Below are 16,396 nucleotides of genomic sequence, written 5' to 3'. Positions count from 1 at the left end.
CCCCAGACATGCTGCTAGCGTCCGCCCCCTCCACCACTTCGTGGTCCCCCTCCCCCGCGAAGGGCGGGGGAGGATTTGATGTGGCCGCGGCCCGGGCGCAGTTCCCGATCCTGTCGCGGACGGTGAACGGTAAGGCGCTGGTCTATCTGGACTCGGCCGCCTCGGCGCAGAAGCCGCGGGCGGTGATCGACGCCCTGACGGCGGCGATGGAGGGCAGCTATGCGAACGTCCACCGCGGCCTGCACACCCTGGCCAATGAGACGACCGAGGCGTTCGAGCAGGCGAGGGAGACGGTCGCGCGGTTCCTGAACGCCGAGAGCCCGGATCAGATCGTCTGGACCAAGGGCGGGACGGAGGCGTTCAACCTCGTCGCTGCGGGGCTGAGCCAGAGCCTGAAGCCCGGCGACGAGATCATCACTACCCAGATGGAGCACCACGCGAACATCGTGCCCTGGGCCATGCTGAGGGACCGGTTCGGCGTGGTGTTGAAGTGGGCTCCGGTGCGGGACGACGGGTCGCTGGACATGGCGGCGCTGGCCGGCCTGATCGGGCCGCGCACCAAGCTGGTCGCGGTGACCCATATGTCGAACGTGCTGGGCACGGTGAACGACGTGAAGGCCGTCGCCGATCTGGCCCATGCCGTGGGCGCTCTGGTGCTGGTCGACGGGTGCCAGGGGGCGGTGCATTGCAGCCCCGACGTCCAGGCGCTGGATTGCGATTTCTACGTCTTCACCGGCCACAAGCTGTATGGCCCGACCGGCATCGGCGGGATGTACGGCAAGCGCGCCGCGCTGGAGGCCCTGCCGCCGTATCAGGGCGGGGGCGAGATGATCGCGACCGTCACCGAGGACGCGGTGACCTATGCCGACATTCCGCACCGGTTCGAGGCGGGGACGCCGCCGATCCTGGAGGCCATCGGTCTGGGCGCTGCGCTGGAGTGGTTCATGGGCTTTGACCGCCAGGCGATCGCGGCGCATGAGATGGCCGTCTATGACCACGCCGTGGCTCGCCTGTCGGGCCTGAACTGGCTGAGGATCATCGGCGAGGCGCCGGGCAAGGGGGCGATCCTGACCTTCACGGTCGAGGGCGCGCACGCCCATGACGTGGCCCAGGTGATGGACCGCTATGGCGTCGCCGTGCGGGCCGGTCTGCACTGCGCCGAGCCCCTGTCGCGCCGTTTCGGCATCACGTCGAGCGCGCGGGCCAGTTTCGCCCTATATAACACGGTGGAGGATGCGGACGCCTTCGCGGACGCCCTCATCAAGGCTCGGGAATTCTTCGTGTGAGCGAGACAGACGAAAAGATCACCGCCAGCGAGACCTTCGCCGAGACCTGGGCGGAGCCGCAGAAGGCCGCGCTGGATCAGGCGGAGATCGACCGGCTGACCGACGACCTGATCGCGGCGTTGAAGACGGTCTATGATCCCGAGATCCCGGTCGATGTCTATGAGCTGGGCCTGATCTACAAGGTCGACCTGTCCGACGACCGCGACGTGCTGATCGACATGACCCTGACGGCGCCCGGTTGCCCCGTAGCCGGCGAGATGCCCGGCTGGATCGAGGACGCGGTCAAGAAGGTCGAGGGGGTGCGCTCGGCCCGCGCCAATCTGGTGTTCGAGCCGCCTTGGGATCCGTCCAAGATGAGCGATGAGGCGAAGCTCGCCCTGAACATGTTCTGATGACCCAGCTCCAGACCACAGATCGCCCCCGCCGCCCGCGCCCCAAGGTCGTCACCCTGACCGAGGCCGCCGCCGCGCGCGTGCGCGAGATCATGGAGACGGCGGAGAAGCCCTATGTCGCCCTGCGCGTCGGGGTAAAGAACGGCGGGTGCGCGGGCCAGGAGTACACCTTCGCCTACGCCGAGACGATCGAGCCCTTGGACGAGGTGGTCGAGGACAAGGGCGTGACCATCCTGATCGAGCCCAAGGCGATCCTGTTCCTGATCGGCTCCGAGATCGACTACGAGACGACCAAGCTGGCTTCGAAGTTCGTGTTCCGCAATCCGAACCAGACCGACGCCTGCGGCTGCGGCGAGAGCGTGACGATCATCCCGGCCGCGACCCTGGACGCAGACTAGGCGCGACCAGCCTCGGCGGCTCGTCGGACTTCGTCCGGGGCCAGAACCCGCACAGCCGGCACGACGGAGCCGCCTCTCGCCTCGGCGATGAGTTCGGCTGTGCGGGTTTCGACCGCGGCTTCCAGGCGGGCCAGGAACTCCTCCTTGTCCAGTCCGGTCGGGATAGGATCGAGGAACTCCAGCGTGGCCGTGCCGGGCGTCTTCTCGAACTCTTCCTGTGGCCAGAACAGGCCGAGGTTGGAGGCAAGAGGCACGACCGGCATGTCGAAATCCCGGTACATGTGCCAGACGCCGGAGCGATAGCGGAACTTCTCCCCGACCCTGGCCAGATTGCCCTCGGGATAAATGAGGATGCGCCGGCCCTCGCGATGGGCGTCGGCACCGCGCTGCTTCAGGGACTCGCGGGCTTCGCGGCCGCCGCAATTGTTGACGACGATGGCCCCGAGCTTGCGCAGCACCGTTCCCAGCAGAGGGAACTTCTCCAGATGATCGCCTGTGACGAAGGCCAGATCATCGAACTGATCATATGTGGCGAAACCATCGCCCCAACTCTGGTGCTTGGAAGCGATGATGAAGGCACCGGAGGGCAGACGCTCCCTGCCGCGCACCTCAATCCGGATACCGGCCAGAACCCGCATGGCCTGGACCATGCGACGCACGTAGGCGCGGATGACGGCGGCCGTCGCGTCGCGGCCAGGGATCAGGGCCGCAAAGGCGGCGGACAGGCCGTAGCTGATGGACAGGACCCAGTAGGCGACGGCGAAGGCGAGGCTGCGCATGCGAACATTCTAGCAGGCCAGACAGGGGCGAAATCTAGGCCGCTTCCTGAAGCCGTTCGCCGTTGGTGACCATGTTCCTGCCGTTACGCTTGGAGGCGTAGAGCGCCGCATCGGCCCGGTCGAGGAGCTCGGTCCCCGTTTCGCCGGGTCGACGCTGGGCCAGACCGGCCGAAATGGTGACGGCGCCCAGTTCGTCGTTCGTCGACCGACGCCGCAGAGAACGGGCCCCGATCTCAGTGCGAATGGCGTTCAGGGCGGCCTCGACCACGGCGGCCGACTCACCCGGGAAGATCACCGCGAATTCCTCGCCCCCGAAGCGTGCAGCGACGCGGGGCGACCTTGAGACGCGACCGATGACGCTGGCCACGTAGCGCAGGACCTGATCGCCCGTCTGATGGCCCCAGGTGTCATTGAAGCGTTTGAAGTGATCGATATCGAGCACGGCGAGGGTCATCGGCTGGCGCTTGCGTTCGGCCTCGTCACAGGCACGCAGCAGTTCCTCGTCGAAGGCCTTGCGGTTCGCCAGGTTGGTCAGGGCGTCCGTCATGGCGTCGCGTCGCACCTGTTCGAGATGTTCCCGAAGTCGCGCGACCTCTCGCGTCGAACTCTCCAGACGCTTTTCCAGGGTGGCGTTCTCGGACTGCACCTGGGTCGTGGCCTTGGTCAGTTTGGACACGACACCGAGCAGGGCAGTCGGCTCCGCCGCCGTTTCCAGTTGCGACGACGCACCGGCCAACGTTTGGCCATAGGCGGCCTGAGACCGCTGGGCCTTGGCGATGGCTTCGGACACGGTGGACAGTTCTCGGTTCAGGACCGCTCCGGCGTCCCGGATCTCTTCGGACAACCGCCCGCGAGGCAGATATTCGGCGGCCAGCATCTCAGACGTGCCTTCGGTGAAGGCGGTGCCGTCAGCGAGCAGGCGCTGCATCTCCTTGCCGAGCGGCCCCTCAGGCTCGCCCAGATAGTGAAGCCACAGCTCGAAATTCAGCGGGGTCGGCCAGACGCCTGCGGCTTCCATCTCGGTGATGGCGCGCTTGGCCAGCGAAAAGGCTTCCGGGCCGCGAAGCGTGGTCTGGACCTGGGCTGTCATTCTGCTCCCCCGCGGCGCGATCCTGTGCGCCGCCGTCGAGCACAGCCATAGCCGACCGTTCCGTAATGCCGGGTTAAAGCGGCGGGCGAATTCCCCGCATGGTTGTTCTAGGCCTTCAGCGCGACCGAGCGGCGAAGGAAGGCCGGAACGTCGGAGCCAAAGCCGGCGCCTTCGCGGGCGGGAGGCGCGTCGCGCTCGGTCCGGCCGCCCGGACGGCGGTCGGCCTGACGCAGGCGCGGTTCGCTCGCCTGGCGAGGTTCAGCGGAGACGACAGCCGCCGCCGAAGCGGCGGTGGCGGCGGGAGCAGCGGGAGCCGCTGCAGGCGAGGTCGCTTCGGTGCGGCTCGGACGACGACTGCGCGAGCGACGCGGGGCGGCTTCGGTCTCTGCCGCGGAGGCTTCCTGCGGATCGGCGGGCGTCTTGTCCGCGACCGCCTTGGCCGCCGGACGGGCGCGGCGCGCGCCGCCGAGATCCGACCAGTCGATGTCGAGCGTCAGTTCCTCAGGCTCCATCTTGATGAGCTTCATGACCTTATCCAGCGACTTGTCGTCGGCGGGGGTCACGATCATGAAGGCTTGGCCCAGCTTTCCGGCCCGACCCGTACGGCCGATGCGGTGGACGTAGTCGTCGGCGTGGTGCGACACGTCGTAGTTGAAGACGTGGCTGACGTCGGGAATGTCCAAGCCGCGCGCGGCGACGTCGGAGGCGACCAGCAGCTTGAGCTCGCCCGATCGGAAGGCGGCCAGAGTCTTCATGCGCTGAGACTGATCCAGATCGCCGTGGATCGGCGCGGCGTCGAAGCCGTGAGTCTTCAGCGACTTGGCGACGACGTCGACTTCGGATTTGCGGTTGCAGAAGACGATCCCGTTCTTGACATCCTCACTACCGACCAGGGCGCGGAGCGCCGCGCGCTTGGCCTTTGGGTCGGAGGAAGGAATGCGGACCAGATACTGGGTGATGGTGTCGGCGGTCTGCGCCGGACGCGAGGCCTCGATCCGGGTCGGGTCCTTCAGGAACTGGGTCGTCAGCCGGGTGATCTCGGGCGGCATGGTGGCCGAGAAGAACAGGGTCTGACGCTTGGGCGGCGTCAGCTTGAAGATGCGCTCGATGTCGGGGATGAAGCCCATGTCGAGCATGCGGTCGGCTTCGTCGACGACCATCATCTCCACACCCGTCAGCAGCATCTTGCCACGTTCGAACAGGTCCAGCAGACGGCCCGGGGTGGCGATCAGAACGTCCACGCCCTTGTTCAGGGCCGCGACCTGGTCGCCCATGGAAACGCCGCCGATCAGCAGAACCCAGGTGAGCTTGGTGCCCTTGGCGTACTTGCGGAACTGCTCGGCGACCTGGTCGGCGAGCTCGCGGGTCGGGGCCAGCACCAGGGCGCGGGGCATTCGGGCGCGGGCCCGGCCAGTCGACAGCCGCTCGATCAGGGGCAGGGTGAAGGCGGCCGTCTTGCCAGTGCCGGTCTGGGCGATGCCCAGCACGTCGCGGCCGGCGAGCGCCACGGGAATGGCCTGGGCCTGGATCGGGGTGGCGGTGGTGTAGCCCGTGTCGACCACGGCCTGCAGGGTGGTGGGCGAAAGGCCCAGCTGGGAAAATTCGGTCATGCGTCCTTGCGACGAAAGCCGAGAGCGCAATCAGCGCCTCGGCGGGAGAGGAAAGCCGACCATCGTTGATCGGCGGGGATATGCGCGGAACCGCCCGTGTCGCTGGGCGTGCGGGCGGCGCGAATCGCCAGTCCTGCTCCGTACTGGGCCGCTATATGGAAATCCCTACACAAGAGTCAAGTATTCTGTCGGGTGAGCCGGGTTGCATGAATGTAAACGATCGTTAAGGTTTGCCATCGGGAGAGGGCTGCCGAGGGGGTAGGCATGAAGGTGTCGCGTCGGTTGATGACGTGGGCGAGCGTTCTGGCGCTGTCCTGCGCGGGCCTGCCATCAGTGGCCGGTGCCGAGATCGATCAGGCGTTCGGAAACACCCTGGTGTCGCACTATCCCGACGGTGGCTGGGTCCGGCACTGGTTCAATCCGGACGGCAGCTACACCGCGCGTTTTTCCAGCGGCCGCACCATCACTGCGCGTTGGCGTATCGAGGGCGATCGGGTGTGCCTGAACAACATCACGCCCGCGATGATGATGATCTCGCGCTACTGCTCGCCGATGGTCAGCGCCGGCGTTGGAGAGACGTGGGTCTCGCGCGATCCTCTGGGTCGGCGGGTGACAAACGTGCTGCAGCGCGGACGTTGATTCAGTCTTCGACCGTCTGAACGAACCGGATGCGGTCGCCCTCGACGGCGAAGAGCTTTCCGTCGGCTGCGACATAGATCGGGGTCTGATTAAGCAACGAAAGAAACACGTGGGTCTCGACGGGCCCATTCGACACGATCTGATTGACAACCAGTCCTGCGCGTTCGCCGTTTGGGCCACGCCGGTCATCCCGCATATTCAAACAGCTGTTTGAAAGCTGATCACGTCGAACGATGGTCGAGCCGTCTGAGCTGATCGTGAAGCGATAGTGACCACCCACGGGTATCAGACCGGGCTCCGTAGACGCTGCGAGCAACCAGACCAGCCAACCATCGCCATCCGGATCTTCAAACACCACTGAGTTCATCGTGCGCGAGCACCGAAGCGCTCCGAGTCCGCGACCTGCCGTGTTGCGAGCCGCGAACTGGGCGAGTTCGCTTGAAGAGAACGTGGAGCCCGCCGGAGCCGGAGACACAGGACCCGCGCTTTCGCCGACCGATACATCCCAACCTGGCAGAATGGCTCCATCGGCTTCGCGCGCGAACCGGACCAACAAGCCGGCGGGGTCCTCCACGACGATCCAGCCACGAACCTGCGCGATGTCCTCCGCTGTAACGTTCGCGCGGAGCGCGTCGGTCGCCAACCAGGCCGCGCGATCATGAAGAAAAATGCGCCGCCCCAGCGATGACACGCGTTCGTGCGACCATTCTTCGATCTGGACTGGTGCTCCGGGCGATGACTGCGCGCTGGACGTCGTCGTCCAGAGGAGGGCGGCGGCAACGATCGGAAGCACGAGATAATGCACCATGATGCTCACCCTAGCGCGAACGGACCTCGCTTAACTGGCATAGGTTGGAGCGAGACCCAAGCGTCGCCGTCAGACGTCCAGTTCCGCCACCGCGAACCGTGCGTTGTCCTGGATGAAGCGGAAGCGGGCGTCGGCCTTCTTGCCCATGAGGCGTTCGACCAGGTCCTCGATGTCTTCCTCGGACGAGGGCAGGGTGACCTTGGCGAGGGTGCGCTTCTTGGGGTCCATGGTGGTCTCCTTGAGCTGGGAGGCCATCATTTCGCCGAGACCCTTGAACCGGCCGATCTCGACCTTCTTGCCCTTGAAGACGGTGGCCAGCAGCTCGTCGCGATGGGCGTCATCGCGGGCGTATTCCGACAGCGGCCCGGCCTGGAGCCGGTAGAGGGGCGGCAGGGCCATGAACAGCCGGCCCTGGCGGATCACCTCGGGCATGGAGCGGTAGAAGAAGGTGATCAGCAGCGCCGCGATATGGGCGCCGTCGACGTCAGCGTCGGTCATGATGACGATCCGCTCATAACGCAGGGCGTCGATGTCGAAGCGCGGGCCGGGCGTGACGCCGAGCGCCAGGGTCAGGTCGTTCAGCTCGATGTTCTGGCGCAGCTTGTCGGCCGTGGCCGAGGCCACGTTCAGGATCTTGCCGCGCAGGGGCAGGATGGCCTGGGTGGCGCGATCCCGCGCCTGCTTGGCCGAGCCGCCGGCCGAGTCGCCCTCGACGATGAACAGCTCGGTGCCATCGGCGGATTGCCGCGTGCAGTCCGCCAGCTTGCCGGGCAGGCGCAGCTTCTTGGTCGCGGCGGCGCGCTGGACCTCCTTGTCCTTCCTGCGGCGCAGCCGGTCTTCGGCGCGTTCGATGATGAAGCCGAGCAGGACGTTAGCCTGCTTCGGGTTTTCGGTCAGCCAGTGGTCCAGCGGGTCGCGGATCAGGGCTTCGACGATCTTCTGGCCGTCGGGCGAGGATAGACGGTCCTTGGTCTGGCCCTGGAACTCGGGATTGCGGATGAAGACGCTGATCAGGGCGCCGGCGTTGGCGATGACGTCCTCGGCCGTGATCTGGGCCGCGCGCTTTTCGTTGGTCAGTTCGCCATAGGCTTTCAGCCCTTTGACCAGGGCGGCGCGGAAGCCCGCCTCGTGCGTGCCGCCGTCAGGCGTCGAGACGGTGTTGCAGTAGGACTGGACGAAGCTGTCTGCGTCGCCGAAGCCGATGGGCGACCAGGTCACGGCCCACTCGACGGCCCCAGCCTCGCCTTTACGCTCGACCCGCCCGGAGAAGGTCGGGGTCACGGTCTCCATCTCGCCGATGCGCTCGGCGAGCGCATCGGCGAGGCCGTTGGGGAAGTGGAAGGTGGCCTCAGTCGGGGTGTGGTCGGTGATGCGCTCCGCCGCGCAGGTCCAGCGGATTTCCACGCCCCGGAACAGATAGGCCTTGGACCGCGCCATGCGGAATAGACGCGCGGGCTTGAAGGCGGCGCCGACGCCGAAGATTTCGTGGTCCGGGTGGAAGCGGATCAGGGTGCCGCGCTTCTTGGACGGCCCGATTTGCTGGATGGGGCCGAGCGGATGGCCCCGGCTGAAGGACTGCGTCCACTCGAACCCGTCGCGCCAGACGGTGACGTCCAGCTTGTCGGACAGGGCGTTGACGACCGAGACGCCGACGCCGTGAAGGCCGCCGGAGGTCTCATAGGCCTTGCCCGAGAACTTACCGCCCGAGTGCAGCACGGTCATCACCACCTCGAGCGCCGACTTGCCGGGGTGTTTGGGATGGGGGTCGACGGGGATGCCCCGGCCGTCGTCGCGTACCGACAGCACGCCGTCGGCGTCGAGGTCGACGGTGATCAGCTTGGCGTGCTTGGCCACCGCCTCGTCCATGGCGTTGTCCAGGACTTCGGCGAACAGGTGGTGCAGCGCCCGCTCGTCGGTGCCGCCGATGTACATGCCGGGACGCTTGCGGACGGGTTCCAGACCCTCCAGCACCTCGATCGATGACGCCGAATAGCCACCAGTGGGTGCAGGGGCTGTCTGAGCCGGGGCGGGGGCCGTCGCTTGCGGCTTCAGGGCCGGTTCGGGCGCGGGTGCGGTTGCCGCAGGCTTGTGCGGCTCGGGCATGTCATCGAACAGGGACGGGGCGACGGAGGCGGGCATGGCCTGAGTGTGCGGCGATTCGGGGAGCCGTCTGGTAGGCCCCTGATACCCGCCGGGCAAGGGGCGCGCGTACGGCCACGGGCTCGGCCGCCAGGGCGCGGGCGAGGATGGCCAACAGCAGGGTCCAAGGCAGGTTGGCGTGGCTGAGCAGCACGCTTTCGGACAGGCTGAGCAGCAGGAAGACGCCGAGATAGCCGACGCCCCAGTAGCCTTCGCGGGCGCCGGCGCCGGGGATGCGGACGAGGGTGGCGACGATGGCCAGCAGGACGACGGCACCGGTGAGGACGGCCCCCGGCCAGCCCAGCTGGATCAGCAGGTCGATCCAGCCGTTGTGCGCCGAGGGCACGGGCCACTGAGTCTCCAGCCGGATGAACTCGGCGGGGATCGAGTCGATGCCCCAGTAGGCGGAGTAGCCGAACCCTGTCCACGGCCGCTCGGCCACGTCGCGCATCAGGGCGGCCCAGATGTCGGTGCGGCCTGTCAGCGACGGATCCTTGCCGAGCGCGACCAGCACCGTCTCCGGATCGGTGATGAAGACATAGCCCCCGACCGCGCTGAGCACGACGCCGAACCACAGGGCCACGATGGAGAAGGCCGCGCCGCCCCTGTGCATGGCCCACAGCCCGCCGATGGCGCCGGTGCCGAGGATGAGGCAGAGCAGGGAGGTCTTGGATTGGGTCGCCAGCGTCAGCAGGGTCGCCACGACCAGGGTGATGGCGGGGAGCAGGCGCCGCGGATCGCCCGACGCCAGGCAGGCGGCGGCGGCCACGGCTCCGGCCGACATGACCAGGCCCATCTGGTTCTTCTCGTACCAGAGGCCACGCCACAGGCCGGCGTTCTCTTCCTGGTGAATACCGATGGTCGGGTTGACGGCGATCATCACCAGACTGCCCAGCCCCATGCCGAGCACGCACAGCATCAACAGTCGCGGCAGATGCGGCCCCCGGAAGACGACGCCGAGATAGACGGCGAAGGCGGAGGAGATGGCCATGGCGATGACCCGCCTCTGGGTCACCTCCGGATCGATCGACCACCATTTGGAGGCGAAGGCGTGCAGCACCAGCACGCCCAGTATGATCCACACCGGCCAGGCCCGGATCATGGCGGGCAGGCGGTACAGGATCAGCCCGGCGATGACCGCATAGACCGGCAGCCAGACGAGCCGCAGGATCGGCGTCTCCTCCTGCGTCGGCGCGAACACCGGGCCGATCAGGGCCTGGGTCAGCATGAAGACGACGAACCCCGCTAGCACCTGCTCCCAGGCGGGAGGCGCGGGCTCGGTCGGCGATGGAACGGGGAGGGCGGGGCGCACGGGGAGAGGGTGGCAAGACCTCGTTAACGAAGGGTGTGAGCCGTCACTCCGCCCGCTCCACGAAGGTGTCGATCACGCGCTTCTCCCCCGCCTTCTCGAACTCCACCGTCAGCTTGTTGCCCTCGACCACACGCACCGCGCCATACCCGAACTTCTGGTGAAACACGCGCTCGCCCTTCTTCCAGCCGCCGCCCGCGCTGGGGTCGGCGGTGGCGATCAGACGCCCGTCGCCTTCGATTAGGGTCTGGCGGGCGGGGCGGGCGGCGGGGGCCTTGGACGCTACGAACGACTGGGCGCGCTGCCAGCCCGGCGAGGTGTAGCCCGCGCCGAACGACGGGGCCTCGTCCCAGCGAGACTTGGCCTCCTTCATGCCGGCGGAGGCACCGTAGTAGCCGGTGTCGCTTTCGGCCTCGACGTGGTCGATGGGAAGTTCGTCGACGAAGCGGCTGGGCAGCTGGCTGGTCCAGCGGCCGTAGACCAGGCGATTGGCGGCGAACGAAATGCGCGCGTCCTGTTTGGCGCGGGTGACGCCGACGTAGGCGAGGCGCCGTTCCTCCTCCAGGCCCTTTTCGCCCTTCTCGTCGATGCTGCGCTGGGACGGAAAGACGCCTTCCTCCCAGCCGGGCAGGAAGACCAGCGGGAACTCCAGCCCCTTGGCGCCGTGCAGCGTCATGATCTGCACCGCGTCCGACGACGGCCCGCGATCCAGGTCCATGACCAGGGACACGTGCTCCAGATAGGCCCCCAGCGTCTCGAAGGACTGCATCGCCTGGGTCAGTTCCTTGAGGTTGTCGAGGCGGGCGGGGCCGGTCGCGCGGTCGGCCTTCTGCATGTCGACGTAGCCGCTCTCTTCCAGCACCGTCTCGGTCAGGAGCCAGTGGCGGGTGTCGGCCGCCAGAGCCCGCCAGCGGTCGAGGTCGCGCACGAAGGTCGACAGGGCCGTGCGGGTGCGGGCCTGAAGCTCGTCGGACGTGATCAGCTCGCGCACCGCCGTCATGGCCGAGACGCCGCGATGCCGCGCGATCTGCAGGATTTTCTGGACGCTGGTGTCGCCGATCCCGCGCTTGGGCACGTTGACGATGCGCTCGAAGGCCAGGTCGTCGTCCTCGGACTGGATCAGGCGTAGATAGGCGTGCGCGTCGCGGATCTCGGCGCGCTCGAAGAACCTCGGCCCGCCGATGACGACATAGGGGATAGCCAGGAGCACGAACCGCTCTTCAAAGGCCCGCATCTGAAACGACGCGCGAACAAGAACGGCCATGTCCTTGTAGGCCATGCCGGCGCGGCGGGCGGTCTCGATCTCGTCGGCGATCAGGCGGCTCTCGGCCTCGCCGTCCCAGACGCCGCGCACGCGGACCTTGTCGCCGCTCTGGTCCTCGGTCCACAGGGTCTTGCCGAGCCGGTCTCGGTTGGCCGCGATCAGGCCCGACGCCGCGCCCAGGATGTGGCGCGTCGAACGATAGTTCCGTTCCAGCCGGATGACCTTGGCGCCCGGGAAATCCCGCTCGAAGCGCAGGATGTTGTCCACCTCGGCGCCTCGCCAGCCATAGATCGACTGGTCGTCGTCGCCGACGCAGCAGACGTTGCCGGTCGAAGAGGTCAGCAGCCGCAGCCACAGATACTGGGCGACGTTGGTGTCCTGATACTCGTCGACCAGGATGTAGCGGAAGCGACGACGGTACTCCTCCGCCAGATCCGCATACTGGGACAGGATCGTCAGGTTGTGCAGCAACAGATCGCCGAAGTCGCAGGCGTTCAGGGTGACCAGCCGCGCCTGATAGGCGGCGTACAGGCTCTGTCCCTTGCCGTTGGCGAAGTCCTCGCCGGGCGGCAGCTTTTCCGGCGTCCAGCCTCGGTTCTTCCAGTGGTCGATCAGACCGGCCAGCGACTTGGGCGTCCAGCGTTTCGTGTCGATGTTGGCGGCCTCGAGCAGCTGCTTCAGCAGCCGTTCCTGATCGTCGGTGTCCAGGATGGTGAAGCTGGACTTCAGTCCGACCAGCTCGGCGTGGCGGCGCAGGATCTGGGCGGCGACGGAGTGAAACGTGCCGAGCCATCGCAACCCTTCCGCCGACGGGCCGATCAGGTGGGTGATCCGCTCGCGCATCTCGCGGGCGGCCTTGTTGGTGAAGGTGACGACCAGCAGCTCCCACGGCCGCGCCCGGCCGGTGGCCAGGATATGGGCCAGCCGCGTGGTCAGGACGCGGGTCTTGCCGGTGCCTGCTCCGGCGAGCACCAGCACCGGCCCCTCGGTCGCCTCGACAGCCGCGCGCTGCTCCGGATTGAGGCCCGCCAGATAGTCCGGTGTCTCGTGCGCGACGCCGCCGGGCCCGCGTGAACGTGCCAGGTCGGAGATGCGCGGGGCGGGCAGGGGGGCGTCGGTCAAGCGGGCGGACTCTCGGGCGGCGGAATCGAGAACATAAGGGGCACGGCGACCAAAGTCAGGTGCCGAACGGCATCGCCTGCCGGAACCGGCAAGCCTGACCGGTGTTCTTGGCGCACAGGGACTGAGCCTGAGAGGGAGAGAATTTCATGGCCGAGAACACAAACTCTGGCGGCGGCAACGCCGGCCTGGCCTTCATCGTCGGCGGCCTTTTGGTCGTCGTCGCGATCATCGCCTGGTTCGTCTTCGCCGGCGGCGGCATGACGCCGGAGACCAAGGAGGTCAGCGTGGACGTCGATCTGCCCGAAGTGGCGGCTCCTGCTGTTCCGGGAAACTGATTCATGACCGATCCCAACACCCCTCCGCCGGAACGCGTGGTCGTCGAACCGACCCACACCACGGTCAACGTCCAGCCTGAGAAGAGCGGCGGCGGCGGCGGCGTGGTGGCCATTCTGGTCATCGGCCTGCTGTTGGTTATCGCGATCATCGCCTTCGTGCTGCTGAACGGCGAAGACAATCCGATCGAGGACGCGGCCGACGCCAATGTCGCGGTGGACGTCAATCTGCCGGATCTGCCTGACGCCCCGACCCTGCCCGAGGCACCCAGCCTGCCGCAGGTCGAGCCGCCCAGCGTGCCGGGACCGGCCCCGGCCGAGTGAACCGACTGGCCTGAACAAGAAAGCCCGTCCGGCGCGAACCGGACGGGCTTTTTTTGGCTGATGCCGCGACGTTTAGCTGCGGTCGCCGAAGACCGAGGCGGCGGTCGGCTCGGCGGTGCGGCGCTCGCGCTCCTCCGGAACGAACTCGGGCTCGGCGGGCTCTTCGGTGACCGCTTCAAGGGCCGGGCCGCCCTTCTTGGCGTCGTCGCGGTTCTTCTTCTCGGCCGCCTTGGACACCAGGTCGTCGAGCGCCAGCTGGCCGACCAGACCCAGGGTCACCGGATCGACCGGCTTGATGTTGGGGCTGTTCCAGTGGGTGCGGTTGCGCACGCTCTCGATCGTGGCCTTGGTGGTGCCGAGCAGCTTGGCGATCTGGGCGTCGGTGACCTCGGGGTGGTTCTTGACGAACCACATGATGGCATCCGGGCGGTCCTGGCGACGCGAAACGGGGGTATACTTCGGCGCGGGCTTGGAGGACTTCAGCAGCTCGGCGTGGCGGCTGACGATGGCCTTCATGCGGTAGTTCTCGTCGGCCTGGGCCTTGTCGAGCTCCTCGCGGGCCAGCTGGCCGCCGGTGATGGGATCGACGCCGCGAATGTCACGGGCCACGTCGCCGTCGGCGATGCCGCGCACTTCCAGCGGGTGCAGGCCGCAGAAGTCGGCGATCTGCTCGAAGGTCAGCGAGGTGTTGTCCACGAGCCAGACGGCGGTCGCCTTGGGCATCAGGATGTCGGTCATGGGCGGAAGTCCCGGATGAGAGGCCCGGATGTCCCGGGCGCTGGATACGACGGCGCCCGACCTTTCGGCCGGGCGCGGATCATGGCGGTATAGGCGCATTCGCCTGAAAAGAAAACGTCGTGCTGAATGCCCCGTACAGCTAGGGTTCATCGTGGCTGTTGAACACTGTTTTCCAATCCACGCTTTCTGGCGCGGACCTATAGAGGAGGTCTTCCCATGTCGCTCACCGCTTCCGCCCTCGCCGCGATGGCGATCCTTGCCCCAGCTCAGGAGTACGCTCGGCCGCAAGACGGTCCGCAGCGGGGTGCGCCGCGTGGCAGCTACGCCCAGACCTGCACAGGCAGCTACGTGAACCAGGGCCGACTCTATGCGGACTGTCGAGACACGCGTGGGCGCATTCGCTCGACGTCGATCGAACTGGCCCGCTGCTCATCGAGCGACATCGCCAACGATGACGGTCTCCTGGTCTGCCAGGGCGTTCGCGGCAGCTATGAGAACAACGGCGGCGGCAACAACGGTGGTGGTTGGGGCGGTGGCAATAATGGCGGCGGATGGGGCGGCGGCAACAACGGCGGCGGCTGGGGCGGTGGTAACAACGGCGGAGGCCGCAACTCCATCACCATCTACCAGGACGCCAACTTCCGGGGGTACTCGGAGACCCTGCGGGGCCCGATCTATGACCTCGCCCGGTCTGGCTTCAACGACCGCATCAGCTCGATGCAGATGAATGGCAGCTGGGAAGCCTGCACCGACGCCAACTTCCGGGGGCAGTGCCAGGTCTTCACCGGCAGCGTCCGAAACCTCGCCCGCTGGGGCATGAATGACCGGATTTCCTCGCTGCGTCCGGTGCGTGGCGGCGGTCGCTGGTAAGTCTCAGACCGTAAGGACAATCTTGCCGACGTGCTCGCCCGCCTCCAGCCGGAGGTGGGCGAGAGCGGCTTGATCCAGCGGGAAAATCGCGTCGACCGGCGGGCGGACCGAGCCGGTTTCGACCCACGGCCAGACCTGGCGTTCGATGTTGGCGGCCAGCCTCGCTTTTTCGTTGGCCGACCGGCGACGCAGGGTCGATCCGGTCAGAATCGCCTGTTTCATCATCAACTTGAGCAGGTCGATCTCGGCCAGGGGACCGCTCTGGGTGGCGATCACGACCCAACGACCGCCCGGCCGAAGCGCGGTCTGATTGATCCCGGCATAGGCCGCGCCGACCATGTCCAGGATGACGTCCGCGCCGCCCGCCGCCTTTATGGACGCAGCGAGATCGACCGCTGAAGCATCGAGGCTGACATCAGCGTTCAGTTCGAGGGCTGCGTCGGCCTTGGCCTTCGAGCGGGATGTTGTGATCACTCTTGCCCCGAGGGCCTTGGCCATCTGGATGGCGGTCACACCAATGCCGGAGGTTGCTCCATGGATGAGAAGCGTCTCACCCGGCTTGAGATCACCGGCCTCGAACACATTGGCGAAGACTGTGAAGATGGTCTCCGGCAAGGCCGCCGCCGACGCGAAATCCAGCGTGTCCGGAACAGGCAGAACATGGCTGGCGTCGACGACAGCGAACTCGGCGTAGCCGCCCCCTCCGAGCAGGGCGCACACGCGGTCACCCAGACCCCAGCGGTCGACCTCCGCTCCGACCTGATCGACTTCTCCGGCCACCTCCAGTCCCAGGATGTCTGATGCGCCGGCCGGTGGTGGATAGAGCCCCTCTCGCTGCAAAAGGTCCGGGCGATTGATGCCGGCAGCGCGAACGCGGATGCGGATCTGGCCTGGACCAGCGACGGGATCGGGACGTTCTCCTGGTTTCAGCGCGTTGGCCGGGCCCTGGCCGCCCTCGATCTCGATCACGCGCATCGTGGGTCTCCAGTATCTTGCAATCGTCTGCGTCCGGGCGCGTAACTAGGCTGACAGAGGTCTGGGGCCAAGGAGGCGAGGATGACATTCGAGGACCTGGAGCCACGCTCGCCCCGCGGGACGAATCTGAGAGCCTTGTCTCGCGAGGATCTCGATCTCTACGCCGTGGAAGAACTGAATGAACGGATCGAGGCGCTCCAGGCCGAGATCGAACGGTCGAAATCAGCCATCGCGGCGAAGGTCGCAAAGAAGTCGGCCGCTGACGCGCTGTTCAACTTCCGGCAGTGACGGTTTCGCTCGGGTGCTATCCGTGGCATGGCG

At 67.0% G+C, this 16,396-nt stretch carries 17 protein-coding genes; 8 read left to right on the top strand and 9 right to left on the bottom strand.

What is annotated here, in order from left to right:
* Positions 1-80 precede the first annotated feature (80 nt).
* The 3 genes from IP78_RS09525 to IP78_RS09515 are packed head-to-tail and all read left to right on the top strand — an operon-like array spanning position 81 to position 2,076.
* Complete coding sequence (locus IP78_RS09525; RefSeq protein WP_054111448.1) at positions 81-1,286, top strand: aminotransferase class V-fold PLP-dependent enzyme; 1,206 nt, start codon at positions 81-83, stop codon at positions 1,284-1,286.
* Positions 1,287-1,303: 17 nt separating this feature from the next.
* Positions 1,304-1,678 (top strand): SUF system Fe-S cluster assembly protein, encoded by a 375-nt coding sequence (locus IP78_RS09520; protein ID WP_369814688.1) that lies wholly within the window; start codon positions 1,304-1,306, stop codon positions 1,676-1,678.
* Entirely contained in the window at positions 1,678-2,076 is a 399-nt protein-coding gene (locus tag IP78_RS09515; protein WP_054111446.1) for an iron-sulfur cluster assembly accessory protein, read from the top strand. Before IP78_RS09520 ends, IP78_RS09515 begins: the two co-directional genes overlap by 1 nt.
* Here IP78_RS09515 and IP78_RS09510 read toward each other — a convergent pair.
* From IP78_RS09510 to IP78_RS09500, 3 genes are all read right to left on the bottom strand, one after another.
* Positions 2,073-2,855 (bottom strand): 1-acyl-sn-glycerol-3-phosphate acyltransferase, encoded by a 783-nt coding sequence (locus IP78_RS09510; RefSeq protein WP_054111445.1) that lies wholly within the window; start codon positions 2,853-2,855, stop codon positions 2,073-2,075. The two genes, IP78_RS09515 and IP78_RS09510, sit on opposite strands and share 4 nt — an antisense overlap.
* A gap of 34 nt (positions 2,856-2,889) precedes the next feature.
* Positions 2,890-3,945 carry a GGDEF domain-containing protein gene (locus IP78_RS09505; protein ID WP_054111444.1) on the bottom strand — a complete coding sequence of 352 codons (1,056 nt, stop codon included), beginning with the start codon at positions 3,943-3,945 and terminating at the stop codon, positions 2,890-2,892.
* Positions 3,946-4,052: 107 nt separating this feature from the next.
* On the bottom strand, positions 4,053-5,555 hold the full coding sequence (locus IP78_RS09500) for a DEAD/DEAH box helicase (protein ID WP_054111443.1): 1,503 nt from the start codon (positions 5,553-5,555) through the stop codon (positions 4,053-4,055).
* Positions 5,556-5,819: 264 nt separating this feature from the next.
* Here IP78_RS09500 and IP78_RS09495 point away from each other — a divergent pair, with 264 nt between their 5' ends.
* Entirely contained in the window at positions 5,820-6,194 is a 375-nt protein-coding gene (locus IP78_RS09495; RefSeq protein ID WP_231680975.1) for a hypothetical protein, read from the top strand.
* Between the two features lies 1 nt (position 6,195).
* On the opposite strand, the gene IP78_RS09490 is transcribed toward IP78_RS09495, so the two are convergent.
* The 4 genes from IP78_RS09490 to IP78_RS09475 all read right to left on the bottom strand — a co-directional run bounded on the left by IP78_RS09490 (position 6,196) and on the right by IP78_RS09475 (position 12,836).
* Entirely contained in the window at positions 6,196-7,002 is an 807-nt protein-coding gene (locus IP78_RS09490) for a hypothetical protein (RefSeq protein ID WP_054111442.1), read from the bottom strand.
* 69 nt (positions 7,003-7,071) lie between these two features.
* Positions 7,072-9,141, bottom strand: coding sequence for a DNA topoisomerase IV subunit B (gene parE, locus IP78_RS09485; protein ID WP_054111441.1), 2,070 nt, complete (start codon positions 9,139-9,141; stop codon positions 7,072-7,074).
* A complete protein-coding gene (locus IP78_RS09480; protein WP_231680974.1) occupies positions 9,107-10,393 on the bottom strand; it encodes an O-antigen ligase in 1,287 nt (428 codons plus the stop codon). The genes parE and IP78_RS09480 overlap by 35 nt, the downstream gene beginning before the upstream one ends.
* Before the next feature lie 103 nt (positions 10,394-10,496).
* Positions 10,497-12,836, bottom strand: a complete 2,340-nt coding sequence (locus tag IP78_RS09475; RefSeq protein WP_054111439.1) for an ATP-dependent helicase — start codon at positions 12,834-12,836, stop codon at positions 10,497-10,499.
* Between the two features lie 146 nt (positions 12,837-12,982).
* Between IP78_RS09475 and IP78_RS09470 the strand changes: the two genes are divergently transcribed.
* Both IP78_RS09470 and IP78_RS09465 read left to right on the top strand, forming a co-directional pair.
* On the top strand, positions 12,983-13,171 hold the full coding sequence (locus IP78_RS09470) for a hypothetical protein (protein WP_054111438.1): 189 nt from the start codon (positions 12,983-12,985) through the stop codon (positions 13,169-13,171).
* Between the two features lie 3 nt (positions 13,172-13,174).
* A complete protein-coding gene (locus tag IP78_RS09465) occupies positions 13,175-13,492 on the top strand; it encodes a hypothetical protein (RefSeq protein ID WP_054111437.1) in 318 nt (105 codons plus the stop codon).
* A 72-nt stretch (positions 13,493-13,564) separates the two neighbouring features.
* Here IP78_RS09465 and IP78_RS09460 read toward each other — a convergent pair whose 3' ends face one another.
* Positions 13,565-14,230 carry a DUF1013 domain-containing protein gene (locus IP78_RS09460; RefSeq protein WP_054111452.1) on the bottom strand — a complete coding sequence of 222 codons (666 nt, stop codon included), beginning with the start codon at positions 14,228-14,230 and terminating at the stop codon, positions 13,565-13,567.
* Between the two features lie 216 nt (positions 14,231-14,446).
* Here IP78_RS09460 and IP78_RS09455 point away from each other — a divergent pair, with 216 nt between their 5' ends.
* Positions 14,447-15,100: a beta/gamma crystallin-related protein gene (locus IP78_RS09455; protein ID WP_054111436.1), complete on the top strand. Its 654-nt coding sequence runs from the start codon at positions 14,447-14,449 to the stop codon at positions 15,098-15,100.
* A 3-nt stretch (positions 15,101-15,103) separates the two neighbouring features.
* Here the strand turns inward: IP78_RS09455 and IP78_RS09450 are convergent, their stop codons facing one another.
* Entirely contained in the window at positions 15,104-16,075 is a 972-nt protein-coding gene (locus IP78_RS09450; protein ID WP_054111435.1) for an NAD(P)H-quinone oxidoreductase, read from the bottom strand.
* 81 nt (positions 16,076-16,156) lie between these two features.
* Here IP78_RS09450 and IP78_RS09445 point away from each other — a divergent pair, with 81 nt between their 5' ends.
* The gene (locus IP78_RS09445; RefSeq protein WP_054111434.1) at positions 16,157-16,363 is read left to right on the top strand and encodes a DUF1192 domain-containing protein; all 207 of its coding nucleotides are present in this window, start codon (positions 16,157-16,159) and stop codon (positions 16,361-16,363) included.
* Positions 16,364-16,396 lie beyond the last annotated feature (33 nt).

The organism is Brevundimonas sp. AAP58 (genome assembly GCF_001295975.1).
In the GTDB taxonomy this organism is placed as follows: Bacteria; Pseudomonadota; Alphaproteobacteria; order Caulobacterales; family Caulobacteraceae; genus Brevundimonas.
Note: the sequence above shows the minus strand (reverse complement) of the source record. Positions and strands in the feature narration are given on the sequence as shown.